The following is a 25,222-nucleotide window of genomic DNA, read 5'->3' on the forward strand; positions in this document are numbered from 1 at the left end:
AATTATTGAATGAAACTACTTTAGACGGAATATATCAAGAAAATAATGCTTATATCGAATTCTTAAAAATTCGACGGGTCTAAGTTTTCTAATTCTACTTGAGTATTTTAAAATAGTAGACGTCTATGAACCTTCCTCTCACATCGTTATCGACACGTCCTCGGATTTCGATTTGATCTTTTCGACCTATTTTTCTGCCTCGCCAAATTTCTCGTTCGATGCGGACTCTTGTCGTTCCAGTTTGATCTTGAAAAATATAATGAGCTCTTCTCATATTGCCCTTGATCGAACCGGTGAGCACAACGCGAGTTCCGATGGGAGTTCTGCTTACAACACTGGCGGTTATTCCATTACCGGCTTTGACGGAATCCAGAAACTGAGCGTATGAAACGCTGCCAGAGCCTAACAAGAAAAGGCTCAATAAGAGTGCCAACTGATGAAAGCGCTGTTTTACAGAGTTCATGGGTTCAACCTCCTCATGGCGATGATCGAGCTTTTCACCGTATGCTTGCCGGAATGAAAACAACTGCTGCGCCGTGACGCTTGCGATACAGTTCCGTCATTGATCACGGCGGTTTCCCAAACGCTCGGTTATTCGTTGCACAATGAAATACAAACCCGGTGTAAGTAACAGACCAATCGTCGTTGCTGCGACCATCCCTCCAAAGATTGTCACACCCACGGCCTGACGAGCGCCCGCACCCGCGCCGGAAGAAACGATCAAAGGGATGATGCCCAGAATGAAAGATACAGCTGTCATCATCACGGCACGGAAGCGTTGCTCAGCTCCCGTCCGTGCCGCTTCACTCGCCGACAGACCTGCTTCCCGCTTTTCTTTTGCAAACTCCACAATCAGAATTGCATTCTTGGCGGCAAGGCCGATCAACAACACCATCGCAATCTGCACATAGAGGCTATTTTGCAGCCCGAAGATTTTCAGGGCTGTGACTGCTCCAAGCAATGCTGCGCCCAATGAAACAATCACCACCGCAGGCAAGGCCCAACTTTCATACTGAGCGACCAGAAAGAGATAGGCGAAAAGAAAAGCAAGGACAAAGACGATGCCTTCCTGACCGCTGCTTCTGCTTTCCTGAAAGGATAGGCCCGACCACTCATAACCATAGCCATCAGGTAGTTTTTGGGATGCCACGGTCTCCATTGCCGCCATCGCCTGGCCACTGCTCGCACCGGGAGCCGGAACCGCATTGACCTGTGCTGAGACCGAAAGGTTATAACGCGTAATGACGAAAGGGGCCAGAACGGTGGTCAAGGACACGACACTGCTCAACGGGACCATTGTTCCGTTTCGGTTTCTCACGTGGAGCTTCAAAATGTCTTCGCTATGCGCGCGAAAATCGGAATCCGCTTGCAGATTCACCTGAAAGACACGCCCATTAAGCGTAAAGTCATTGACATAGCGTGAGCCAAAATTGGCGCCGATCACCGCGTAAATATCAGACACACTGAGCCCCAGCGCTTCCGCACGGGAACGGTCAACGTCGACATAGATTTGCGGTACATTCGCATTGAAAGTCGTTGCTGCCCCGCCGATCTCGCCGTTCTGGTTAAAGTAGCCAAGCAATGCATTTGTAACCTGTGCCATTTCCTCCGTAGACTGTCCTTGCAATGCCTGGAGGCGGAAATCGAGCCCGCCAACGGACCCAATACCGGCTATCGCCGGTGGCGCAAAAACTGAGACAATGGCACCGGGAATCTGCGCGAATTGAGACCGGAGAGTGCCGATAATATTATTAAGCCGCAGCTCTTCTTTTTCCCGGTCTTCCCAGGGTAGCAATGCGGCAACCGCCATGGCGCCATTGGGCGTGCTCGTCGATTGCAGAATACTGAAGCCCGCAACCGTGATCACATCCTGAACCCCGGCGGTCTCGTTTAGCACCTTTCTGACATTCTCAACGATGCGATTGGTGCGGTCGAGCGAAGCCGCACTTGGCAGCTGGATATCAACGAACAAAGCTCCCTGATCCTCGTCAGGCAGGAAAGTGGCGGGTAGATTGACAAAAATGAGATAGGCACCGGCAAAGCAGGCCACAATGGCTGCAAGTGGCACATACCAATATTTGACGAGAATGCCCACGCCCCTGCCGTAAGCATCACGGCTTCGTTCCATGAAGTTAGTAAACCACGCCAGTGGTCCTCTCTTGAAACCGCTTTGCCCGCGCTTGAGCAGCAACGCCGCCAATGCCGGACTTAGCGTGAGGCCAACGAACGACGAAATGACCAGCGCCGATGAGATTGTCACTGCGAACTGGCGGTAGAGCTGTCCGCCAATACCCGCGAGAAACGCTGTGGGTGTGACCACGGCGAGAAGCACGAGCGTCGTTGAGATGATCGGTCCGGTGATCTGAGACATCGCCTTGCGCGTCGCATCGACAACGGTGATGTCGGGCGTGTCGTCCAGAACGTGTTTGACGTTTTCCACGACGAGAATAGCGTCATCGACGACAAGCCCGATAGCGAGAACCAAGGCCAGCAACGAAATCATATTCAACGAATAGCCTACCGCCAATAGAACCGCGACCGCACCAAGCATGGAAACCGGTATGGCAAGGGCCGAGATCAGTGTCGCGCGCCAGTCTTGCAGGAAGATAAATGTCACCGCGAGCACGATTGCAAAGGCTTCAAACAATGTGCGCGTCGTCAATTGCAAGCTAGCGTCCACAAACCGCGTTGCGTCATAAACCACGTGATATTGCAGGCCTGCCGGAAATCTGGCGGAGAGCCGCTTCAGTTCGGCCTGAACGGCTGTCGCAGTCTGTATCGCATTGGCGCCGGGCGACTGATTAATCTGCAGCATCGCCGATTCATGACCAGCAAAACTGGCTCTTGAAGCATAATTGCGTGCACCAAGTTCAAGACGGGCTATGTCGCGGAGAAATACCTTGGCTCCGTCGGCGCCGGTGCGAATGACGATAGCTCCAAATTCGTCGGCATCTCGCAACCTCCCCTGTGCAACCAGCGTATATTGCAGTTCCGTTCCAACCCGCATGGGCGGTGCACCAGACTGCCCGAGGGTAGCCTGGATATTCTGGCGTTGGATTGCCGCGGAAACCTCATCAATGGTTATTCCGAGCGCATCCATTCTTTGAGGATTGAGCCAGACGCGCATCGAATATTCAGACGCGCCGGTGACACTAGCCTCACCGACACCTGCCACGCGTGAAATCGCGTCGACAATGGTCGTCGTGGTGAAGTTGGTGATCTCAAGCGCGCTCAAACTGTCATCGGGAGAATAGAAAGCGATGCCCAGCACAAAATCGGGTGAGCGTGACCGAACAGAAACGCCCTGTTGCGCGACAGCGGCAGGCAGTCGCGAGATTGCCAGCTGCGCACGGTTTTGCACATTGATCTGCGCAAGTTCCGGATCAGTCCCCACTTCAAAGGTGACTGATAATGAATATTGACCGGCATTCGAGCTCGTGGATGACATATACATCATATCATCCACGCCATTGATGGCTGTTTCCAGTGGACCACCCACAACGTCGGCAATCACTTCCGCACTCGCGCCGGGATATATCGCCGAAACAGAAACCGTTGGAGGGGTGATCTGCGGATATTGCTGGATGGGCAATGAGAAAACGGCGATGGCGCCAGCAATGGAGATGAGAAGCGAGATAACGATTGCGAGGCGCGTTCGTCGGATGAAGGTTTCTGAAATCATTGAGCAGCCCCCGGTTCATCCGGTGACGATTCCTGAGGTGATACGGACTGCCCATCCGCAATTCTTTGCAAGCCTTCGATGACGATCGTTTCTCCCGCGCTGATCCCGTCTTTGACGGACCAATCGTTGCCGATGCGTATGCCGGTCACAATCTGCCGCCGAGTGACAGTGTTATTGTCGTTCAACACAAAAACAAACTTGCCCTCGCGGTCCTGCAGAACAGACGCCATTGGAACAATCGGCAATGTTTTTGCCGTTTCATCCAGCAGGCTGACAGCGACGGTCTGGCCCGGAACCAGAATATGGTCCGGGTTTGCAAACAGCGCGCGTACAGCAATTGTGCCCGTTTGCGGATTGACCTCGTTGTCGATGAACTGGATGTTACCTTTGGAGCCATACTGCTTGCCGTTGGCGAGGGTAAGCGTTAGTTGGAATCTGTTCAGATCAACGGTTCCACCGCGCGCCTCTTTCTGGCGAATGGCGATGAGCGTTCGATCGGTAATGGAAAAAACAACGCGGACAGGATCGAGCTGAACAATACGCGCCAGGGACCCGGCGCTGGGGCCGACCAGATTTCCAACCGTAAACAAAGACCGGCCGATTGTGCCGTTGATCGGTGAACGGATCTGCGTGTAAGAAAGGTTCAGTCGGGCTGTATTCAGCGCAGCCTCTGCACTTTGAACGTCTGCCGAAGCGATATCGAACGCTGCCTGAGCATCATCCAGAGAGGCTTGTGAAGCGGTGTTCCGGTTCGCCAGTGTGCGTGTTCGCGTCAGGGTCTGTCGGGCAGCATTCTGGGCCGCCTGTGCGCGAGCGACCTGCGCTTCTGCTGAAGTCTCCGCCGCCCGCATTTGGTCTGGTTCGATCTCAAAGAGGAGATCGCCTGTCTTGACTGCGCTTCCCTGTTCAAAGCTCTTCACTTTGAGAAAACCTGTAATCCGGGCCTGAATGTCAACGGCTTCTATTGCTTCGACTTGTCCGTTGAATTGGAGCGGGGCCGTGGAAGGCGCCGAGCCCGCCTTTCTGACGACCACCGATGGCGCGGGCTGGGTTGTTGTGCTTTGTTGGGCGGCGGCAGGAGGCATGAACGACAGCAAAAGCAACCCGGAAAGGGCGACATTCGCGGAGTAATAACCGAGGGTCTTAATCAATGTCGGGTCCTCCCTGCGGTCATGCAATGACCTGTCATTCATGCATTTCGAGTACTCAGAGCTATTGCGACATAGGCAAAACCGGCAATCAGCAGGGCAATTCCAGCGATTGATCCCGATGCGAGTTCACGCGTCAAAGGCCATTTCAGGAAGAGTGCGGCGCTGGCTATCCAGGCGATGAACCCGGAGACTGCGAACCAGTACCAGCCTTTTGTTGGATGGATTTTGAACGACAAGGCAATCTGCAGAAATCCATGCACAAAAACCACAATCGCGATCAACAGCGTTATCGCAAGCGCGCCTTTGAGTGGATTGAGATAGATCATAATTCCGCCGACCAGTTCCACCACACCCGTCAATTCTTGCCAGACAAACCCCGCCCAGCTTTTTACCCTAAGCGACTGGATGATCTTCACGAGACCAATTGCCATAAGGACCACACCGAAGACGGTGCTTGCCGCAAATTCCGAAAAAACCGGTAGAAACAGACAGAGCGCGCCTCCAGCTAACAGGAGGATGCCAATGCCAAGAAACCCCTTCCATTTCTTCTGTTCAATTGCTTTGCGCTCCAGATGACTTAATTCGTGAACTTTCATGCGTAAGCCTTTCTCTTCACGAAGTAATTCCAAGCGCATCCCCGGCTATGACTGTGTTATCAGCGACGCCATCTCACAGTGCGGACGTTGGTTATGCGTCCATCACGCGCGCGCACCGTTACATCGTAAGTTCGTCTGAAACGATCTCCACGATAGAGGAAATGACTTCCCCTGCAGTCTATTGCGCGAACATTTCGGAAGCCCCGTATTCTCAAGAGCCTGGCGCCCTCCGAACAGCGGATTCTGTGGCCGTTATTTATTCTGGTGCCGACCAGAGCGGATTGGTTCTGGCTGAATGCCGGAACCGGCTCGGCAATAGAACCCACGATGGTTAAGGCTAGCAATGCAAGGATAGCGGCAATGGATCGAAACATGTCTTTTCCTTCCGAAGCCTTTATTGAGACGTTCTCAACTCGCTATTGATGCAAGCCTCATCGACAAGGCGCTTCAAAGACGCGACCGTGCTGATCGCGATAGCGACAATATTGAACGCCGTTTCGGGTCTGGGCGACACCAACCAAGGTTCCGGCCGCAGCACCGATTGCAGCGCCGGTGAGCGGTCCGCGCGTATTGCCGCCAATCGCAGCACCGGCGAGCCCACCGACTGCAGCGCCGCCGACACCATATCCGGCAGTTCTCTGTTCAGACGACGTACAAGCGCTCGTTCCCAAGCTGACAGCGGTAACAACCAACAAGCTGAACATATATCGGTTCATGATATCCTCCATCTGAAGCAGTAAGCGTCAGAAATAATTGCAAGTTAAGCAAGACAAAGTCAGAAAACGAAAGCGATGAGCAACGGGCCAAAACCCACGGCTAATTAACCCACCATGCTTAATTTCAGAGATCCAAATTCTGCTTTTGAATCTGGGGCAGGCGACGAAAATACTATCTGCGGTGGGGTCTGTGCCACCGATCAACGCGCACAACGCGTCCATCACGCGCCCGAACCTCAACCCGCAAGGCCTGTTGATTACGCACGCCCCGGATAACGTAGTTTGGTCTCCGGCAATCGATTTCCCGGACATTGGTAAGGCCACGCATTGCAAGACGCCGGGTAGCTTCTCTGCAAGTCAAAGATCGCCCGTTGTTCAACTCCGTACCGACAACGACGCTTCTGGGAATAGGACGCGCGTTCGCGTCAATGGAGAAAAAAAACGTAGATAACGCTGCCAGAAGGATTGCGGCTTTCGATACAGAAGCAAATGCATACATCTGTGACCCTCCATTCTGCTATGGATAATTAAAGTATAACTACATTTAAAAAATAACAGCAATCGTTTTTATATAATAAGTAGCCTGTCTTGGATTCAGACTATCTTTAACGCGTTGATCGGGGAAGCACCCCCGGAGTGCATCGCGCCTGCCCAGGTATTTCACTATGCAGCTTCCTGTAAGGGAGGCGAAGGCCTCTAACGGGAGCATGCCCGAAGCTTTGGATGAACGCCCCCGCGCGCAAAATTATTTCTGTTCTTGTCGTCAATCAAACAAGAACGGATTTGCTATGTTGAAAACGTTCGACCTTAGAGCCTGTTCCAAAAGTCGCCCTGTGTAGCTGCAAATGGCAATTTTCTGCGTTCCGGTGCTCACGTACCTTGAGTACGCTCCGCTCCGGTACTCGAAAATCACCATTTTCGCACACACATGCCGCTTTTTTGATTCAGGCTCTTAGCGCCGCGAGAAGGCGCGCGCTTATTCATAGAGCTGGCGGTAGCGCTCCCGCAGGATATTCTTTTGCACCTTACCCATAGTGTTTCGAGGCAGCTCGTCTACAAACAGAATTCGCTTCGGCAGTTTGTAGCGCGCCAGTCGTTCGCTCAAAGCCGCCAGCACTTGGTTTTCCTCTAACGAAGAGCCAGTTTTTTTAACAACAACAGCTGTGGTGCCTTCGCCAAAATCCTTATGTGGCAGGCCAATAACTGCGCTCTCAAACACGCCATCCAACAGATCGATTTCGCTCTCGATTTCTTTTGGATAGATATTATAGCCACCCGATATCACGAGGTCCTTGCCTCGACCCACAATGTGAATATATCCTCTCTCATCGATAAGACCGAGATCGCCTGTGATGAAGAAGCCATCGTCACGGAATTCCGCCTTGGTCTTTTCCGGCATATTCCAATAGCCTTTGAATACATTCGGCCCTTTGATCTCCAGCATCCCGGTCTCTCCGTCCGGGAGTGCCGTGCCACTTTCCATGTCTACCACGCGAATATTCACACCGGGCAGGGGAAGGCCCACGGTTCCTGCTACTCGATCTCCGCGATAGGGATTGGAGGTGTTCATGTTGGTTTCCGTCATGCCATAGCGTTCGAGAATGGCATGCCCTGTATTTTCGAAAAAAGTCTGGTGGGTCTCGTTCAGAAGAGGAGCGGACCCCGAGATGAAGAGCCGCATACGTGCGGTGCTTTCACGGTTTATGCGCGCATCCTGCGACAAGCGCACATAGAACGTCGGAACCCCCATCAACACGGTTGTTTTGGGTAGGCGAGCGACGATTTGGTCCGGGTCGAATTTTGGCAACAGAAACATTGATGCGCCTGAGATCAAGGTTACATTGCTTGCGACAAACAGGCCGTGCGTGTGAAAAATCGGCAACGCGTGGATGAGCCGGTCTGCCGAGGTAAAGTGCCAGCTATCGCGCAGCGTCAATGCGTTGGAGAGCAGATTGCCATGACTGAGCATCGCGCCCTTTGAGCGCCCAGTCGTGCCTGACGTGTAAAGAATGGCGGCAAGATCGTCCGGTCCGCGATCGACATCGTTAAATTGTGGCTCGGCGTCTTGTGCTTGGCCCATCAAAGAACCACTGCCCGTTTCGTCCAGCGTTTCAAGAACTGCGCCGCAGGCGCGGACCGTTTCGGCAAGCTTTTCCGCATTTTGCGGTGAGACGACCACAACGGCTGGCTTGGCGTCGTTAAAAAAGTAATCAAGTTCGGCGACCGTATAGCCCGTGTTTAGCGGCAGATAGACAGCGCCACACCGCAAGCAGGCCAGATAAAGCATTAAGGCTTCGGCACTTTTTTCAACCTGAACGGCGATACGGTCGCCGGGTTTAACGCCTTGCTCGACCAGCACATTGGCAAGACGTGCGGATAGCGCCAGCATATCCCCATATGTCCAGATCTTTCCCGCTTGTGTTTCTATGAAGGTCGCGTCGGTGGTGGAAATTGCGCTGCGAATGGCATCAAACAGGTGATTAGGCATATGTTGTTCCCGGGAAATTTTTGGATGCTTTTAGAGGAGGCTGTACCGATGGTGATTTGTGGATGTTCGCAGAGGTGCCGACCTCTCCTCTTTCGGCATGAGCTTCGTAATTGCGCTCGATGTAATCAAACTTTTAAAGATAATTGACCATCAATCCATGGGATTCTGGCATAGTTTTGGCGGAAACATCTCCATATAATTGAGGCGCTCCAGTCGGGCGCCATTGCCAAGGTGTAAGCGGGCGACCGGGTCGATAAGCCGTCCGTTAGCCGTGCGTGCGGGCAGCAAATAATGCAAGGCCGCGCGCAAAAACAGCGGTCGGATTTCTGCTAAGGGGTAGTCAACGGCTGAACGCGGCCTTGCTGGTGGCGGCTTCTGCGTGAAATCTATCGGCGCGAGGGCAATCCTGTCGCTCGCGCGTTGCCTGGTCAGCAGAATTGTTCAATGTTGCGCGCCGTTAATCTTCGACCCACCGGCGTTCGGATGCCGCGAGATGGGCATGCATGGCGGCTTGCGCTGCAAACGGGTCTTTTGCCCTGAGGGCAGTCAAAATCGCGCGATGTTCTTCAACCGCCAACCGCCAGGTATTTGGCGTCTCCGTATGCCTTTGCATGCGTTCAGAGATTGGGCTGTGTCTCTCATCGAAGAGCTTGATCACCAGATTGGTCAGAACGCTGTTTCCCACTGCCGATGCAAGGCTGATGTGAAACCTTCGATCATGTTCCAAAGGCTTTCGATTGATATCGATATCCCGCAACATGGCTTCAAGGATACTCTCCAATTCCGACAATGCCGGCTCGCTGATGCGTGCCGCACATTGCGCGATCAAGCCACATTCTATCAAAACGCGCGCCTGCATCAATTCAGCAGGGCTTTCGCCCAACGATTGTTCATTCAGTTCCGACCCGGTGGGGTTCAGGACATAGATGCCTGATCCTGATCGAATGTCGATGACCCCCTCGATTTCGAGCGCAATAAGCGCTTCGCGAAGCGACGGGCGTGAGATTCCCAATTGCTGCGCAAGTTCCCGCTCAGCCGGTAGCCTTGATCCCGCCGTGAGTGAGCCGTCGTCGATAAGCGCGCGGATTTGGTCGGCGATCTGTTGATAGACACGTCTCGTTTCAAGCATGCGGTAAGACCAAATTTGTTATGAACGGATAGTTTCACCACTATTTTCCTTATTTTAGCGCTATTCTCAAGAAATTTCGATAAAGTGGCTTGACCAGATTTCTCTTTTCCCCCTATCAAATGACAACTTTTTCAGAGCACCAGGAGGAGGAGCGCGATGAGAGGTCATTCTGCAAAGAAGCCATCTGAAACGGCTCGCGTGCTGCTCACGCTCGAAGATGTGTCGAAAGAATTTCCAGGCGTAAAGGCTCTTTCGGGCGTTAGCTTCGATCTGCGCGCCGGAGAGGTTCACGCTGTCTGCGGTGAAAATGGCGCTGGCAAATCGACGCTGATGAAAATCATCAGCGGCGTATACCAACCAAATTCAGGTTCGATCACCTATAAGGGATCGCCGGTTCAGTTCGCTTCGACGCTGGAGTCGGAAGCAGCTGGCATCGCTATCATCCATCAGGAACTCAACCTCGTGCCGCATTTGAGCGTTGCGGAGAATATCTATCTCGCACGTGAACCCCGGCGGGGCTTCCTGGTTGATCGAAAGAAGTTGATCGCAGATGCCAAGCGCTGTCTGGATCGGCTTGGGGTTAATATCGATCCGAACGTGCAGGTGCGGACGCTGTCGGTTGCCCAGTGTCAGATGGTCGAAATCGCGAAAGCGCTTTCGCTCGACGCGAATGTACTGATTATGGACGAACCCACCTCGTCTTTGACCGAACAGGAAGCGCAGCTTCTCTTCAAGGTGATCCGTGACCTGAAAAGCCAGGGCACCGGCATTATCTATATCTCTCACCGGCTGGATGAGATGCAGGAGATCGTTGATCGCGTTACAGTTTTGCGCGATGGGCGATATGTTTCAACGGACGATTTTGCCGACCTCACCGTCGACGAAATCGTTGCGCGCATGGTTGGGCGCTCGCTGGAGGACAAGTTTCCGGAGCCGACCCGTCAGCCCGCTGATGAAGTCATATTCTCCGTAAAAGGCCTCACAAGACGCGATGTTTTTGAGGATATCAGCTTTGATATTCGTCGTGGCGAGATTCTCGGCTTTGCAGGGTTGATGGGCGCAGGGCGAACCGAAGTGGCGCGCGCAATTTTCGGCGCGGATCCGCTTGATGCGGGCACCATCATGCTCGACGGCAGTGAATTGAAAATCACAGATCCACGCAGTGGTATCGATGCCGGCATCGCTTACCTGTCTGAAGATCGCAAAGCTCAAGGTTTGGCCATCGCGATGCCTGTCGATGCCAATCTGGTCATGGCACGCATGCAGGCGGTTAGTAACAGTCTCGGTGTCATCGACCGCAAGCAAGAGCGGGATGCGAGCCAGCATTACGTCGATCTCCTGAGCATCAAGACACCGAGCCTCCATCAGCCGGTTCGTCTTTTGTCGGGTGGCAATCAGCAGAAAATCATCATTGGCAAATGGCTGTTTCGTGAGCCGCGGGTCATGTTTTTCGACGAGCCGACACGTGGCATCGACGTTGGAGCGAAATTTGCGATCTATCAGATCATGGATGAGCTTGCGGCGCGCGGTATCGCTGTCGTTTTGATAAGTTCCGAATTGCCGGAAGTGCTTGGGATGTCTGATCGCATCGCTGTCTTCCATGGCGGGCGTATCGCTGCGACTCTCAAAACACGCGACACCAATCAGGAAGAGATCATGCATTACGCGTCCGGCAGTGGTCGACGCGGCGAATAAGGATAATCAGCATGACGGAAGTAACCAACGGTAAACCGGTAGAGCAGGGCCAAGTTTCGGCAGATAAGGGACGACGCCTTAGCGAGCGGCAGAAGGATATCATCCAGAAATTTGCAGCACTTGGCAGTCTTGTCGTGCTTGCCGCAATCTTCTCCGCGACGAGCAGCGCCTTTTTCTCCGTCGGCAATGGCATGACAATTGCGCTTCAGGTCACGTCGATTGCTTTGCTCGGTATTGGTGCGACCTATGTGATCATTACGGGGGGTATCGATCTTTCCGTTGGCTCGGTGCTCGCGCTCGCTGGCGTTGTGGCTGCACTTGCCGTCAAGGAACTCCAGCTTCCCATCTGGATTTCGATGCTGCTCGGCATTTTGACCGGGTCGCTTTGCGGCCTGATCAATGGTCTCGCTGTCACCAAGTTGCGACTGCCTCCCTTTATTGCCACTCTTGGCATGATGTTGATTGCCCGTGGTGTTGCCTTGCAGATCACAGGCGCCCGCGCCGTGTCGGGACTGGGAGAAAGCTTCGGTGTTCTGGGTAACGGTTCGCTGTTTCGGATGGAGTCGATCGATGAACAGGGGTTTCCGGTCGTCACTTTTCCGGGCATCCCGTATCCCGTTGTCCTGATGATTGTGATCGCCATCATCGCCGCGTTTGTTCTCAATCGGACCGTCTTTGGCCGTCATATCTATGCCATTGGGTCCAATGCCGTTGCAGCGCGTCTGTCGGGCGTCAACGTTTCCCGGATCACGATCTACACCTACCTGATTTCCGGCACATTGGCCGGGCTGACCGGTTGTGTACTGATGTCGAGACTTGTCACCGCGCAGCCGAATGAAGGCGTCATGTACGAACTTGACGCCATCGCCAGCGCAGTTATTGGCGGGACATCATTGATCGGCGGGGTCGGTACGATCTCCGGAACCTTCATCGGCGCCTTCGTCATCGGCATTTTGCGTAACGGTTTGAACATGAATGGCGTCTCCGCCTTCACGCAGCAGATCATCATCGGCCTTGTCATTCTGGTCACCGTCTGGATCGACCAATTGCGCAATCGTCGCTGAAGAGGAGGACGGGAAGGGTAGGGCCTTCCCCCGTTTCGAACTCCGGTCGGGTTCGGTTAGTTGGAGGAAATTATGGGTAAATTTAAAACTGCGCTTCTCGCTTCGGTCATGGTCTTCGGCGGTTTGTCCACTGCTTCAGCCGGTGAAATTGCGGTTATCGTCAAAACGGTCAATTCGACCTTCTGGCAGAACGTTCAGAAGGGCGCCGATGCCGCCATTGCCGAGGCAAAGGGCGAGCACACAATGACGTTCCAGGGACCTGCATCGGAATCCGCTATTGCTGATCAGGTCAACATGGTCGAAAATGCCGTCAACCGCAAAGTCGACGCCATTCTCCTTGCACCGTCTGATCCCGATGCGCTCGTACCAGCCGTGAAGAAGGCTTGGGAAGCGCGTATCCCGGTTGTCATCATCGACAGCCAGCTCGCCAGCGGTGCCGAGAAATACTATCAGTCCTTCTTGGCGACGGATAATAAGAAGGCTGGCGAACTCGCCGCGAAGGCTCTGATCGATAAGGTCGGAACGACGGGCAAGATCGCCGTCATGTCCTATGTTGCTGGCGCCGGATCGGAAATCAACCGTGTGGGCGGCTTTACCGACTACATCAAGGCCAATTCGAAGCTGGAAATCGTCGGCCCATACTATTCGCAGTCGCAGATGGCTACCGCGCTTAATCAGACGACCGATGTTCTTGCTGCCAACAGTGACCTGAAGGGTATTTTTGGCGCAAACGAGCCGACCGCAATCGGCATGGGCCGGGCGATCAAGCAGGCCGGCAAGGCGGGCAAGGTTACTGCAATCGGTTTCGACGGAAACCAGGATTTGCAGGAATTCGTCAAGGACGGCACGCTGGCGGCAACCGTTGTCCAGGGTTCCTACCAGATGGGTGATATCGGCGTTGCAACGCTGCTAAAGCTGCTCAACAAGGAAAAGGTCGAAAAGACGATAGATACTGGCGTCGTTGTTGTCACAAAGGACAATGTCGACAAGCCGGAAGCGAAGAACGTTCTTTACTAAGTCAAAGCCAGCGCGCGGAGCATATCCGCGCGCTCTTTATCGGTCAGATTGGGAATTCAGCACATCATGAAGGTTTCAGACAGACGCAAATTGCGCAATCGTGACGTCTCGTTCACGCTAATGGGTCTCGGCTGTGCCCAGATGGGCAATCTCTATCGGGTGACGAGTTATCAGGAATCTCTGAGTGCTTTCGATGCAGCTTGGAATGCTGGTATCCGTTATTTCGATACGGCGCCCTTTTATGGCTATACGCGTTCAGAGCGCCGCCTTGGCACGATGGTGACGGAGCACAAGCGCAACGAGTATGTGCTTAGCACCAAAGTTGGGCGCATCATGGTGCCGGATGAGACGGTCGGGCTGGAAGAAGACGCTTACGTCGAGCCGCTGCCTTTCCGACCGAATTATGATTACAGCTACGATGCAATCATGCGTTCCTTCGAAGCAAGCCGCCAGCGCATTGGCGTGTTCGCTCCTGACGTGCTGTATATTCACGATATTGGCCGCGCCACCCACGGCGATCGTCATCAGCACTATTGGAACCAGCTGACCAAGGGCGGCGGGTTCAAGGCGCTTGGAGAACTGCGTTCTGCGGGCTTGGTAAAGGCCGTTGGTCTGGGCGTCAACGAATGGCAGGTCGTTTCCGACGCGATGCAGGAATTCGACATCGACGTTTCGATGCTTGCTGGCCGCTACACCTTGCTGGAGCAGGACAGCCTTGCGCTTCTCGACCGTTGCCACCGCGACGGCGTTGGTATCGTCGTGGCCGGTGCTTTCAATTCCGGCCTTCTGGCGGGCAATCGGAAGTTCAACTACGCCGAGGCGCCGACCGATCTTCTGACGCGTGTCGATGCAATCCAGGCGGCATGCGAATCCGAGGGTGTTACCATGCAAGCCGCGGCGTTAGCCTTCCCGACACTGCATCCAGCTGTGGTCACGGTTGTTTCGGGTGCCCGCAATGGCGAGCAGATGAAGGCAAATGTCGATTGGTTCGAGCAGGAAATTCCCGCCACCTTCTGGGCTCGCCTGAAGGACAAAGGCGTCCTTTCTGCCGATGCACCGATCGGTAACAATTAAGCAGGTCAGTACCTGATGCGCTCTGGTCGTTTTAAGATCAGAGTGCACAGGGTGGGCTCGAAAATTTGTCATCTGGCTAGTTTTTGATCAGGCTCGCTTTGCCTGAAAGAAAAGTTATGTGGCTTGGCTTGATTATTCGATTATTTTAAGGCCACGATACGCTTCAATTTTGCTTAGCCGCGCTCCTACTATTATTATATACTTCAAAACGATTATTCCCCCAAAAGTGGCATAAAAACTGCATGTGTAAGGTATCGCTCTATGGGGTGCCACGCATGTTTTATTCGATCTTGATGCCAGCCCTGCTCAGTATGTCAGTTGGCTTTAGCTGGAGTACATTTACTTCGTTCTTTTCGTCACACCGTGACGATGAAAATAGCGAACTGACATTGATTATGACGGCAAGCCCCGTTTGCATCACCGCAATGGCGCTTTCTGTCTCTGACTTTGGATGGCTTTGGAGCAGTGCCATTGTAACTTCAGGCTGGATGGTTTCATCGTCGGCGAAAGGTCTTATTCGTCCAATGATGATGCTCACTTTGTCAGCTTTTGCTTTAGTGGCTTATGTTCGTTTTGGTAGACCCATCGCCATCTGACACCAGATATACAACACGGCAGTTTTGGGGCCACGAGCCCTGCTGGGACCTATCCTCAACTTGAATGCGTATTGCTTCGCGCCGCCCAAATTGCAGTATTTCCGGCGCAATGCCTTTATCAAAAAAAACCACATCGGCGGTTTGCAATCCGCGTATTGCTTTCAGCGTCATTAGTTCCGGATCTATCGGGTTGACGGAAAAGACCTTTACGTCGCCCGCATTCAAGACCAGTTCTGAAGCAGTTGTGAGCAGTTCGCCTTCTGTCCGGGCGGTGCGCTTTTCGGAAAAAGCTTTCTCCACGAAGATTTCCCAAAAGCGCCTGCGCGCCGCTGCCGTTGGTAAAAGTGATCCGATGCGGCTACGGATTGCCTGCGCCAGTTCAGCCCAGTTTTGGAGTGAAGCTGGCAAAAGCACTTCAATTTTACTCCGGATCGTCTGCGCCAGAACAGGAGCTGCGCCATCCGTCGAAATGGCAACGATCACCGGCGACCGGTTGACGATGGAACCGAACTGGAACTGGCAATAAGGGGGCTTGTCGATGACATTCACTGGCACGCCCATCGCTCCGCAAGCCGTATAAAACCGCTCGGCTTCATAACTATCATCGCAGTCGGCGACAGCCATAGCAGCACCTTGCAAATCACTTTGCCGCCATGAACGGCCAATCAGCGATATGTCCGCTCTGATATGAGCCGCTGGACGGCTTGCGAGTGCGCGCATCATCTCATCAGGTTCTCTGGTAAAGACTTTGACATGCGCGCCACAGGCGGCCAGCAGCTCCGCTTTCCAGGCGGCGGCGTCCGAACCACCCGAAACAACACAAAGCTTGCCTTCAAGTGCCCAGAAGACCGGAAGCTTCGCCAATGCTTCGATGCGAACTGGTGTTTCATTCAGCTGCGGTTGCGAGACACCCATCGATGATACCCCTGATTTCTGCGCGGCAGGAGCCGCAGTTGGTTCCGGCATCGAGTTCCTTACCGATAGCTTCAACACTGTGGCAGCCGGAACGGATGGCGGCGCCGATCTGGTTGACGCCGACACCGAAGCATGAACAAACCGTGGCGCCGGGGTCCGGCTTGTCGACACCGGGGCGACCAGCAACGATAGCAAAGCGCTTGCGCAGATCGTCATGCGTGACAGTCAGTTGCTGGATGGCCCAATTGCGCGCGACAGCAACCGGTTGTGGCGCGATAAACAAAGCTGCGAGCAATCGGGAACCTGCAAAGAATGCGAGCCTTGTTTCGCCGGTCGCGGTGTCGGTATAGCCGATCGGATGAATATCTTCTGGGATGGCGAAGTGTACGTAACACCATTCCACCCAATCCCCGATATCGGTAAGTGACGCCAGTTCCAGCCGCCAGCCGCCGTCTGCGCGAGCAAGCGCCCAGTAATCGCAGCCGATAGCGGAAGGCTTTGCGAGCGAAACGGCAAAGCCGTAGCAGGTCGCCGCAAACGGTCTGACAGCGACGGCCACATTCTTGGAGGCGGGCTGGCCTGAAACCGGATCGACCAATGGCGCGACGACCGCATCAATACGGGCGCGGGCGGAAAACTGGTCGTTCCAATGCATTGGAACGAAGACACTGCCGCGCGCCTGCCGTTCCGTTGCAAGTGCACGCACGATGGCTTTCCCGTGCGAGCTTTCGATTTCCACCAAGCTGGCGTTCTCGATGCCAAGCTCTATCGCATCGCGTGGATGAAGTTCGGCAAAAGGCTCGGCGATATGGGATGATAGCCGCGCGCTTTTGCCGGTTCGCGTCATCGTATGCCACTGATCGCGGATGCGACCCGTGTTGAGCGTGAACGGAAGGTCGCTGCTTGTGCGAATTGTCTCCGGCACAGCGGTGGCGATGAAGCGCGCGCGCCGGTCCGGGTGGAAATAACCACCCTTCGCAAAAAAGCGGGATGCATTCTCTGCTCGGCCGGGTGACTTGGGCCATTGGAAAGGTGTCATGGCGTCGTAAGCGGCAGGGCTGATCTCTTCAAATGCGCCGATATCGAAATCGCGGCTGCCTTCGTTTTCAAAAGCGGACAGCGCCGCGTGCTCGGCGAAGATGGCCGCCGACCCGCTATAGTCGAACGGAGCGGCATGGTTCATACGGCGCGCGACCTCAGCCAGTTGCCACCAGTCCGCCCGTGCTTCGCCCGGAGCGGCCAGAAATGCTCGCTGCCGGGAGATGCGCCGCTCGGAATTGGTAACGGTGCCGTCCTTCTCGCCCCAACCTAGAGACGGCAGCAGTACATGCGCATGACGCGTCGTATCGGTGTTCTGCATAATGTCGGAAACGACAACGAAGGGACAGGCGGCTATGGCTGCCTCGACCGCATCAGCATCCGGCATGGACACGACCGGATTGGTGGCCATGACCCATAATGCCTTGATGCGCCCATCCGCCACCGCGCGGAACATATCGACGGCTTTCAGACCCGGTTTGGTTGCGATAGTGGGGGAGGACCAGAAACGCTGCACGCGGTCACGGTCGTCGGCATTCTCGATAGCCATATGCGCGGCAAGCATATTGGCAAGACCGCCCACTTCCCGGCCACCCATGGCATTCGGCTGGCCGGTCATTGAGAAAGGTCCCATTCCGGGGTGCCCGATCCGGCCCGTCGCTAGATGGCAATTGATGATAGCGTTGACCTTGTCGGTTCCAGATGACGACTGGTTAACACCCTGACTGTAGCAGGTGACGACCTTGTCGGTGGTTTCGAACAGCCGGAAGAATTCATTGAGTTCTGCCGACAAGAGCCCGGTGCGTTCGGTCAGCGTTTCGTGATCCAGTGTGGTAGCCGTTTCCACAGCCACCGCAAAGCCGGATGTATATGCATCGACATAGCCCATGTTGAGCGCAGGGCTTTTCACGAGATGCGCGAGCAGTCCCATGAAAAGCGCCACATCGCCATCGGGAAGGATCGCCAGATGCAGATCGGCAATATCGCAGGTCATCGTCCGGCGCGGATCGATGACGACGACTTTCATCTGTGGGCGCGCCGCTTTCGCTGCGGCAAGCCGCTGGTAAATGACGGGATGGCACCAGGCGAGATTGGAGCCGGTCAGGACCACCAGATCCGCCAGTTCGATATCCTCATAGGTGCCGGGCACGGTATCGGACCCGAAGGCGCGACGATGCCCCGCCACTGATGAAGACATGCAAAGCCGCGAGTTGGTGTCGATATTCGCCGAGCCGATGAAGCCCTTCATCAGCTTGTTCGCGACGTAATAGTCTTCGGTCAAAAGTTGACCTGAAACATAAAAGGCCACGGAATCCGGCCCATGTTCCGCCATTGCTTCCGAAAATTTTTGGGCGACGAGATCGAGCGCCTGATCCCAGTCCGCACGTTGCCCGTCAATCTCAGGAAAAAGCAGACGCCCATCAAGGTCGATCGTTTCCGCAAGCGCCGAACCTTTCGAACATAGTCGTCCGAAATTAGCGGGGTGATCCGGGTCGCCGCGAACTGAAACAGAGCCGACTTCATCGACCCTGGCGATGACGCCGCAACCGACGCCGCAATAGGGGCAGGTGGTCTTTGTTTCGGTGGTCGTTGCCATGATAGTCGCCTTACCGGGCTGCATATCGAGCCCGCACAATTGGAGCGCGCTTTACCAGCTGTTGTAGGAAAGGAATTTGCCGCTCATGCGGATTTCAATGCGCTCGCCCTTCGGGTTGGGCACCTTGTCCACGCTCATCTCGAAATCGATAGCGCTCATGATGCCGTTGCCGCTCTTTTCCTGAATGAGTTCCTTCAGCGTTGGACCGTAGACCCCAACGATCTCGTAAAGCCGATAGATGCAGGGATCGGTCGGAACCGCGCGGTCCCATTCCTTGGTCGGATATTCCGCCAAAACCACGGCGGCCTCCTGCGGCAGGCCAAGATTGACCACCAGCTTGTCCGCCTTGTCGCGCGGCAGCGCGTTCATGCCAAGACAGGCCGAAGTGACAAACACCTCGCTCATACCGATGCCTTCGGCAATCGATGCCCATGTCAGACCGGCCAGCCGTTTCTTTTCATAGATCATGTCGGTCACATCGCTTTTGCTAAGCATGTCGTCTCCTCTTATGTTCGATTGTCAGCGCCGGTTTGTTCAGAAACCAAGCGCGAGATAAATGGTGTTGCCTTCCTGCTTGACGGGGAACGTCTGCGTCGCACCTTCATCCGCGCCTTCAGCCTTGCCGGTCGCCAGATTGATGACCCAGTTATGCAGCGGGCAGGTCACACAACCGTCATGGACAATGCCCTGACTGAGCGGCCCGTTCTTGTGCGGGCAACGATCTTCAATGGCGAACAGACGGTCGTCGAACGTGCGAAAGACGGCAATCGTCGTCGGTCCGTTTTTCACGCAACGCGATCCTTGAGGGGGAATGTCGTCCAGTGTGCCGATGGCAATCCAGTTTCTGACTATCTCGTTCATTCCGCAGCCTCCGCATTCAAAACAGCAATGGGTTTGAATTCGTGTTTGTCCTTGCCGGAAACACGTTCGGACCACGGATCGACCTGTGCGAACTTCTGCGAAAAGACGAAGCGGTCATAATAGGTCTGGCGCTTGTCAGTATCCTCCATGATCTGGCGGCGGATTTCATCGAGACCGATGCGCTTGGCCCATTTATAGATGCGCTCCAGATAACGGGCCTGCTCGCGATACATCTGCGTCAGCGCCACGATATGCTCCAGAGCTTCGTCTTCCGTCTTTACCAGCCCCAGAACCTCCGTGCCCTTGATGTCGAGACCGGCTGCTCCGGCGAAGTGAATCTCGAAACCGGAATCCACGCAAATAACGCCGATATCCTTGCAGGTCGCTTCCGCGCAGTTGCGCGGACAACCAGAAACAGCCAATTTCAGCTTGGCGGGGGTCCACGAACCCCACATGAATTTCTCGATGCGGATACCAAGACCGGTGGAATCCTGTGTGCCAAACCGGCACCAGTCAGTGCCAACACAGGTTTTCACCGTGCGCAACCCCTTGGCGTAGGCCTGACCGGAGATGAAACCCGCCTTGCCCAGATCGGACCACACCGCTGGCAATTGTTCCTTTTCGATCCCCAGCAAGTCGATGCGCTGCCCGCCCGTGACCTTGACCATTGGAATGGCGAACTTGTCCACCACATCGGCAATGGCACGCAGTTCGCTGGAATTTGTCACGCCGCCCCACATGCGAGGAACAACGGAATAGGTGCCGTCCTTCTGGATATTGGCGTGGACGCGCTCATTGATGAAACGCGACTGGTAGTCGTCGGCATATTCATCCGGCCAGTCGCAGACGAGGTAATAATTGAGCGCCGGGCGGCATTTGGCGCAACCGCAGGATGTCTTCCATTCCAGTTCCTGCATGACGGCGGGAATGGTCTTCAGCTTCTTGGCCTTGATGAGCCTGCGCACATCGTCATGCCCAAGATCAGTGCAGCCACACATGGGCTGCACGGCCCTGGGATTGTAGCTGTCCCCGAGCGTCAACGCCATGAGCTGCTCGACCAGTCCCGTGCATGAGCCGCAGGACGCGGACGCCTTGGTATGTGCCCGCACGTCGTCGAGCGAGGTCAGGCCTTTGCCGGTTATCGTGGAGACAATTTTACTCTTGCAAACGCCGTTGCAGCCGCAGATTTCCGCATCATCCGGCAAGGCTGCAACGGCCGCCATAGGGTCCAGCGGGGTCCCTCCCTGATAGGCCTGACCAAAGAGCAGCGTATCGCGCATCGCCGAAATATCGGTCGCCTTTTTCTTCAGATCGTTGAACCAGGCGCCATCCCCCGTTTCGCCATAGAGAACCGTACCGATGATCCGGTTTTCCTTGATCACAAGCCGCTTGTAGATACCCGCTGTTGCATCGCGCAGCACGATCTCCTCCCGGTCCGCGCCATCCGCAAAATCGCCGAGCGAGAACAGATCAATACCCGTCACCTTGAGTTTGGTCGGCGTGTCGGAATGGGTGAAGGCTGGCGTAGTGTCGCCTGCCAGATGCGAAGCCGCCACACGTGCCATTTCGTAAAGCGGGGCGACCAGCCCATAGACCATGCCGCCCACTTCCGCGCATTCCCCGAGCGCCAGAATATTGGCATCCGACGTTCGCATGCCCGCATCGACGACAATGCCGCGATTGACCTCCAGACCGGCATCTCTGGCGAGTCCGACATTGGGGCGGATGCCGACGGCCATCACGACCAGCGTGGTCGGAATAATGGTTCCATCATCCAGCTCAACGCCTTCGACCTTGCCGCTACCGACAATGGCTTTCGTGTTCGCTTTGCAGATAACCTTGATGCCGCGCTCCTCGACCGCCCGTTGCAGCAGATAGCCTGCGGCGGGATCGAGTTGGCGTTCCATCAATGTGGGCATGACATGCAGCACCGTCACGTCCATGCCGCGCTGGGCAAGGCCCGCCGCCGCTTCCAGCCCGAGAAGACCACCGCCGATGACGATGGCTTTCTCGCGCGATTGCGCGGCGATCAACATCGCATCGACATCGTCCAGATCGCGATAGCTGATGACGCCGGGCAGGTCCTTGCCCGGCACCGGAATGATGAACGGCACTGAACCGGTGGCGATCACCAGCTTGTCATAGCTTTCCGTAACACCATGATCCGATGTCACAGTTTTGGCGTCGCGGTCGATGGAGACGACCTTGTGGCCCTTATAGAGCGTGATGCCGTGCTTGATGTACCAGCCATCGCCATGGATGACGATTTGTTCATAGGTCTTCTCGCCGGAGAGAACCGGCGACAGCATGATGCGGTCGTAATTGACGCGCGGCTCGGCGTTGAAAATGGTGACTTCATACTGGCCCGGCGCGTGCTCAAACAAATGTTCCAGCATGCGGCCCGGCGCCATTCCGTTGCCGATGATAACGAGTTTCTGTCTGGTTTGGTCGGGCATTGAATTTACTCCGCAGCTTCCACGAAGCGGTGACGCTCGTAGAGGAACTTCAGAACAGCCTCGCGGCATTTCAGATAGGTGCGGTCGGAGGCCAGCTCGATGCGGTTGCGCGGGCGGGGGATAGCGACATCCAGAACCTCGCCAATTTTCGCCGCCGGGCCGTTGGTCATCATTACGATGCGGTCGGAGAGCAGCACCGCCTCATCCACATCATGAGTGATCATCACCATCGTGTTGCCGAGCCGTGCATGGATTTCCATCACCGCATCCTGAAGATGGGCACGGGTCAGTGCGTCGAGCGCGCCGAATGGTTCGTCGAGCAGCAGAATTTTCGGTTCCATGGCCAAGGCGCGGGCGATGCCGACGCGCTGCTTCATGCCACCCGAAATTTCCGACGGGCGCTTGTCTTTGGCATGCGCCATCTGGACAAGATCGAGATTGGTCATGACCCAGTCATGCCGTTCGGCTTTGGTCTTTCCGGAGCGGAAAACCTTCGTCACGGCAAGGTTGACGTTTTCATAAACCGACAACCATGGCAGCAGTGAATGGTTCTGAAAAACCACCGCCCGTTCCGGTCCCGGCTCGTTGACTTCCTTGTTTTCAAGCAACACGGCGCCGGACGAAACCGGCGTCAGCCCGGCAATAAGGTTCAGAAGCGTGGATTTTCCGCAACCGGAGTGACCGATGATGGAAACGAACTCGCCCTTGTTGATCGAAAGATTGATGTCTTTCAGGACCTCCGAGTGGTCGAAATGCTTGTCGATATGGTCAAGCTTGAGATAGGCGCTCATATCTCTTCTCCTCAGCTTACAGAAGTGCTGCGGGTGACAAGCCGCCCGACGGCCGCAACCAGCTTGTCGAGCGCGAAGCCGACAAGGCCGATATAGGCAAGAGCGACGATGATGTCGGACAGGCGTGACGAGTTCCACGCGTCCCAGATGAAGAAGCCGATGCCGACACCGCCGGTCAGCATTTCGGCAGCCACAATGGCGAGCCATGAGAGGCCAATGCCGATCCGCAGACCCGTGAAGATGTAGGGCGCCGCCGATGGCAACATGATCTTGAAGAAGAACTCGAACTGGTTGAGCCGCAGCACCTTGGCGACGTTGCGATAATCCCGCGGAATATTGCGCACGCCAACTGCGGTGTTGATGATGATCGGCCAGATCGAGGTGATGAAGATCACGAAGATCGCGGACGGGTTGGCGTTCTGGAAGGCGGCGAGGGACAATGGCAGCCAGGCCAGCGGCGGCACGGTGCGCAATACCTGAAAGATCGGATCGAGGCCCCGCATGGCCCAGACGGACTGACCGATGACTGCGCCGATCACGATACCTGCTATGGCCGCAAGACCGAAGCCATAGGCAACGCGTTCCAGCGAAACGAGTACGCGCCAGCCAAGCCCGATATCCTGCGAACCGTAATTGAAGAAGGGATAGGCGATCAGGTCGTAACTGTCCGCCCAAACCTTGGATGGCGCGGGCAGAGAAGCGTCGGGGGCAGCGCAAAATATCTGCCAGACGCCGAGCAGCACGGCGAGCACCACCAGCGGGGGCAGAATGTTTCGCGCTGTGCCGCGTACGAGCGCGCCGATATCGAAAACGTGTTTGGGCTGTTTGGCCAGCCGGACGATATTCCCCGTGGCCTTTGTCGTCTTGGGCGTCAGCGGCGTAACGATGGTTTGATCTTTCAGCACGGCGGACATGCAACGCTCCTGTTCGAAGGTGGGAGAGGCGCGCTGTCGCGCGCCCGATTTGCTCAGGACGCAACCTTGATCGCGAGACTGTCGAGATAGGCGGAAGGGTTTTCAGGATCGAAGACCTTGCCGTCGAAGAATGTTTCCTTGCCGCGCGAGGTCGAAGCCGGAATATCGGCTGCCGCAACGCCTAAATCCTTGGCGGCTTCGCGCCAGATATCTTCACGGTTCACCTGATCGACCAACGCCTTGATATCGGTGTCCGGCGCGAACTTGCCCCAGCGAATATTCTCGGCAATGAACCAAGTGTCATGGCTCTTGAACGGATATGACGCCCCATTCGCCCAAAATTTCATTTGCAAATTGGTGCCTTGCGCAACACGGCCATTGCCGTAATTAATATCGCCCTTCAGGCGGCCCAGCACGTCTTTCGGCGGTACGTTGAACCACTGGCGCTTGCCCAGTATCTCAGCCATTTCGGCCTTGTTATCCATGCTCTCGCACCATTGCTGCGCTTCCATCACAGCCATGAGCAGTGCCTTGGCGGCATTCGGATTTTTCTCGATCCAGTCGGCGCGCATGCCAAGTGCCTTTTCCGGGTGGTGCTTCCAGATTTCGCCCGTCGTCGCGGCTGTGAAGCCGATGCCCTGATTGACGAGTTGTTCGTTCCACGGCTCGCCAACGCAGAACAGGTCCATATTGCCGACCTTCATATTGGCGACCATTTGCGGTGGCGGCACCACGATGGTGGAAACGTCCTTGTCGGGATCGATACCGCCAGCAGCGAGCCAATAGCGAATCCACAGATCATGCGTGCCGCCGGGGAAAGTCATTGCGGCCTTCACCTCCTTGCCCTCGGCTTTCTTCTTTTCGAAGGCGGCCTTCAGCTTCGATGAATCGAGCTGGACACCGGTGTCGGCATATTCCTTCGCAACCGAAATGGCCTGACTGTCGTAGTTCAGCCGCGCCAGCAGGGCCATCGGCACCGGCTGGTTGTTTTGCGTTACCTTACCAGCATGGATCAGATAGGGGAGCGGGGAGAGAATGTGTGCGCCATCAATGCCGTTCGATGCTCCGCCCAGCACAAGATTGTCGCGCGTGGCGCCCCATGACGCCTGCTTGGCAACCTCGACGTCCGGCAGGCCGTGCTTGTTGAACAGACCTTTTTCCTTGGCCACAATCAGCGGGGCTGCATCGGTCAGCGCGATGAAACCAAGCTTCGCGCCGCTGACTTCCCGCCCGCTGGCAGCCGCGAAAGCGCCGCCGGGAAAGGCCGAACGGATGGCGGTGAAGAGTGCCGCTGTGGCGCTGACTTTCAAAATGTTGCGCCGGGATATCCCGGTCGTGGTTTCTGCCTTCTCATGCATTGTCATCAGCTGGCTTCCCCTATGCTGGCCTTGGTGACTGTTCGTTCCGCCGTCTCAAATCTGGGCACAAAAAAACGCCGCCTG

At 55.4% G+C, this 25,222-nt stretch carries 21 protein-coding genes; 5 read left to right on the forward strand and 16 right to left on the reverse strand.

Going from position 1 to position 25,222, the window contains the following annotated elements:
- Nucleotides 1-94 precede the first annotated feature (94 nt).
- From D8666_RS10500 to D8666_RS10545, 8 genes are all read right to left on the reverse strand, one after another.
- Nucleotides 95-463 (reverse strand): NirD/YgiW/YdeI family stress tolerance protein, encoded by a 369-nt coding sequence (locus D8666_RS10500; RefSeq protein ID WP_121537713.1) that lies wholly within the window; start codon nt 461-463, stop codon nt 95-97.
- A gap of 96 nt (nt 464-559) precedes the next feature.
- Nucleotides 560-3,682, reverse strand: coding sequence for an efflux RND transporter permease subunit (locus tag D8666_RS10505; RefSeq protein WP_121537715.1), 3,123 nt, complete (start codon nt 3,680-3,682; stop codon nt 560-562).
- Entirely contained in the window at nt 3,679-4,833 is a 1,155-nt protein-coding gene (locus D8666_RS10510; RefSeq protein WP_235858932.1) for an efflux RND transporter periplasmic adaptor subunit, read from the reverse strand. Before D8666_RS10510 ends, D8666_RS10505 begins: the two co-directional genes overlap by 4 nt.
- A gap of 38 nt (nt 4,834-4,871) precedes the next feature.
- Entirely contained in the window at nt 4,872-5,468 is a 597-nt protein-coding gene (locus D8666_RS10515; RefSeq protein ID WP_371830805.1) for an HdeD family acid-resistance protein, read from the reverse strand.
- Nucleotides 5,469-5,860: 392 nt separating this feature from the next.
- Nucleotides 5,861-6,145 (reverse strand): YMGG-like glycine zipper-containing protein, encoded by a 285-nt coding sequence (locus D8666_RS10525; protein ID WP_121537721.1) that lies wholly within the window; start codon nt 6,143-6,145, stop codon nt 5,861-5,863.
- A 976-nt stretch (nt 6,146-7,121) separates the two neighbouring features.
- The gene (locus tag D8666_RS10535) at nt 7,122-8,633 is read right to left on the reverse strand and encodes a malonate--CoA ligase (protein ID WP_121537723.1); all 1,512 of its coding nucleotides are present in this window, start codon (nt 8,631-8,633) and stop codon (nt 7,122-7,124) included.
- A 150-nt stretch (nt 8,634-8,783) separates the two neighbouring features.
- On the reverse strand, nt 8,784-9,071 hold the full coding sequence (locus D8666_RS24645) for a malonyl-CoA decarboxylase domain-containing protein (protein WP_371830812.1): 288 nt from the start codon (nt 9,069-9,071) through the stop codon (nt 8,784-8,786).
- Nucleotides 9,072-9,090: 19 nt separating this feature from the next.
- On the reverse strand, nt 9,091-9,762 hold the full coding sequence (locus D8666_RS10545; protein WP_121537725.1) for a FadR/GntR family transcriptional regulator: 672 nt from the start codon (nt 9,760-9,762) through the stop codon (nt 9,091-9,093).
- A 156-nt stretch (nt 9,763-9,918) separates the two neighbouring features.
- Between D8666_RS10545 and D8666_RS10550 the strand changes: the two genes are divergently transcribed.
- The 5 genes from D8666_RS10550 (at nt 9,919) to D8666_RS23970 (ending at nt 15,208) form a co-directional block, all read left to right on the forward strand.
- Nucleotides 9,919-11,457 (forward strand): sugar ABC transporter ATP-binding protein, encoded by a 1,539-nt coding sequence (locus tag D8666_RS10550; RefSeq protein WP_109366113.1) that lies wholly within the window; start codon nt 9,919-9,921, stop codon nt 11,455-11,457.
- 11 nt (nt 11,458-11,468) lie between these two features.
- Nucleotides 11,469-12,521 (forward strand): ABC transporter permease, encoded by a 1,053-nt coding sequence (locus tag D8666_RS10555; RefSeq protein WP_109366112.1) that lies wholly within the window; start codon nt 11,469-11,471, stop codon nt 12,519-12,521.
- Nucleotides 12,522-12,593: 72 nt separating this feature from the next.
- Complete coding sequence (locus tag D8666_RS10560; RefSeq protein WP_121537727.1) at nt 12,594-13,538, forward strand: ABC transporter substrate-binding protein; 945 nt, start codon at nt 12,594-12,596, stop codon at nt 13,536-13,538.
- A 66-nt stretch (nt 13,539-13,604) separates the two neighbouring features.
- Complete coding sequence (locus D8666_RS10565) at nt 13,605-14,612, forward strand: aldo/keto reductase (protein WP_121537729.1); 1,008 nt, start codon at nt 13,605-13,607, stop codon at nt 14,610-14,612.
- Nucleotides 14,613-14,887: 275 nt separating this feature from the next.
- Nucleotides 14,888-15,208, forward strand: a complete 321-nt coding sequence (locus tag D8666_RS23970) for a hypothetical protein (RefSeq protein ID WP_147437993.1) — start codon at nt 14,888-14,890, stop codon at nt 15,206-15,208.
- Here the strand turns inward: D8666_RS23970 and D8666_RS10575 are convergent.
- The 8 genes from D8666_RS10575 to D8666_RS10610 are packed head-to-tail and all read right to left on the reverse strand — an operon-like array spanning nt 15,167 to nt 25,144.
- The gene (locus D8666_RS10575) at nt 15,167-16,174 is read right to left on the reverse strand and encodes an NAD(P)-dependent oxidoreductase (RefSeq protein ID WP_121537739.1); all 1,008 of its coding nucleotides are present in this window, start codon (nt 16,172-16,174) and stop codon (nt 15,167-15,169) included. The two genes, D8666_RS23970 and D8666_RS10575, sit on opposite strands and share 42 nt — an antisense overlap.
- Nucleotides 16,095-18,758: a nitrate reductase gene (locus D8666_RS10580; RefSeq protein WP_121537741.1), complete on the reverse strand. Its 2,664-nt coding sequence runs from the start codon at nt 18,756-18,758 to the stop codon at nt 16,095-16,097. Before D8666_RS10580 ends, D8666_RS10575 begins: the two co-directional genes overlap by 80 nt.
- A gap of 51 nt (nt 18,759-18,809) precedes the next feature.
- Complete coding sequence (gene cynS / locus D8666_RS10585; protein ID WP_121537743.1) at nt 18,810-19,253, reverse strand: cyanase; 444 nt, start codon at nt 19,251-19,253, stop codon at nt 18,810-18,812.
- Between the two features lie 39 nt (nt 19,254-19,292).
- Nucleotides 19,293-19,619, reverse strand: a complete 327-nt coding sequence (gene nirD, locus D8666_RS10590) for a nitrite reductase small subunit NirD (protein ID WP_121537745.1) — start codon at nt 19,617-19,619, stop codon at nt 19,293-19,295.
- Nucleotides 19,616-22,075 (reverse strand): nitrite reductase large subunit NirB, encoded by a 2,460-nt coding sequence (gene nirB, locus D8666_RS10595; RefSeq protein ID WP_121537747.1) that lies wholly within the window; start codon nt 22,073-22,075, stop codon nt 19,616-19,618. The genes nirD and nirB overlap by 4 nt, the downstream gene beginning before the upstream one ends.
- Before the next feature lie 5 nt (nt 22,076-22,080).
- Nucleotides 22,081-22,866 (reverse strand): ABC transporter ATP-binding protein, encoded by a 786-nt coding sequence (locus D8666_RS10600; protein WP_121537749.1) that lies wholly within the window; start codon nt 22,864-22,866, stop codon nt 22,081-22,083.
- An 11-nt stretch (nt 22,867-22,877) separates the two neighbouring features.
- Nucleotides 22,878-23,780, reverse strand: coding sequence for a nitrate ABC transporter permease (ntrB, locus tag D8666_RS10605; protein ID WP_121537751.1), 903 nt, complete (start codon nt 23,778-23,780; stop codon nt 22,878-22,880).
- Between the two features lie 53 nt (nt 23,781-23,833).
- Entirely contained in the window at nt 23,834-25,144 is a 1,311-nt protein-coding gene (locus D8666_RS10610; RefSeq protein ID WP_121537753.1) for a CmpA/NrtA family ABC transporter substrate-binding protein, read from the reverse strand.
- Nucleotides 25,145-25,222: the final 78 nt, after the last annotated feature.

The sequence above is a fragment of the Ochrobactrum soli genome (assembly GCF_003664555.1).
Classification (GTDB): domain Bacteria; phylum Pseudomonadota; class Alphaproteobacteria; order Rhizobiales; family Rhizobiaceae; genus Brucella; species Brucella teleogrylli.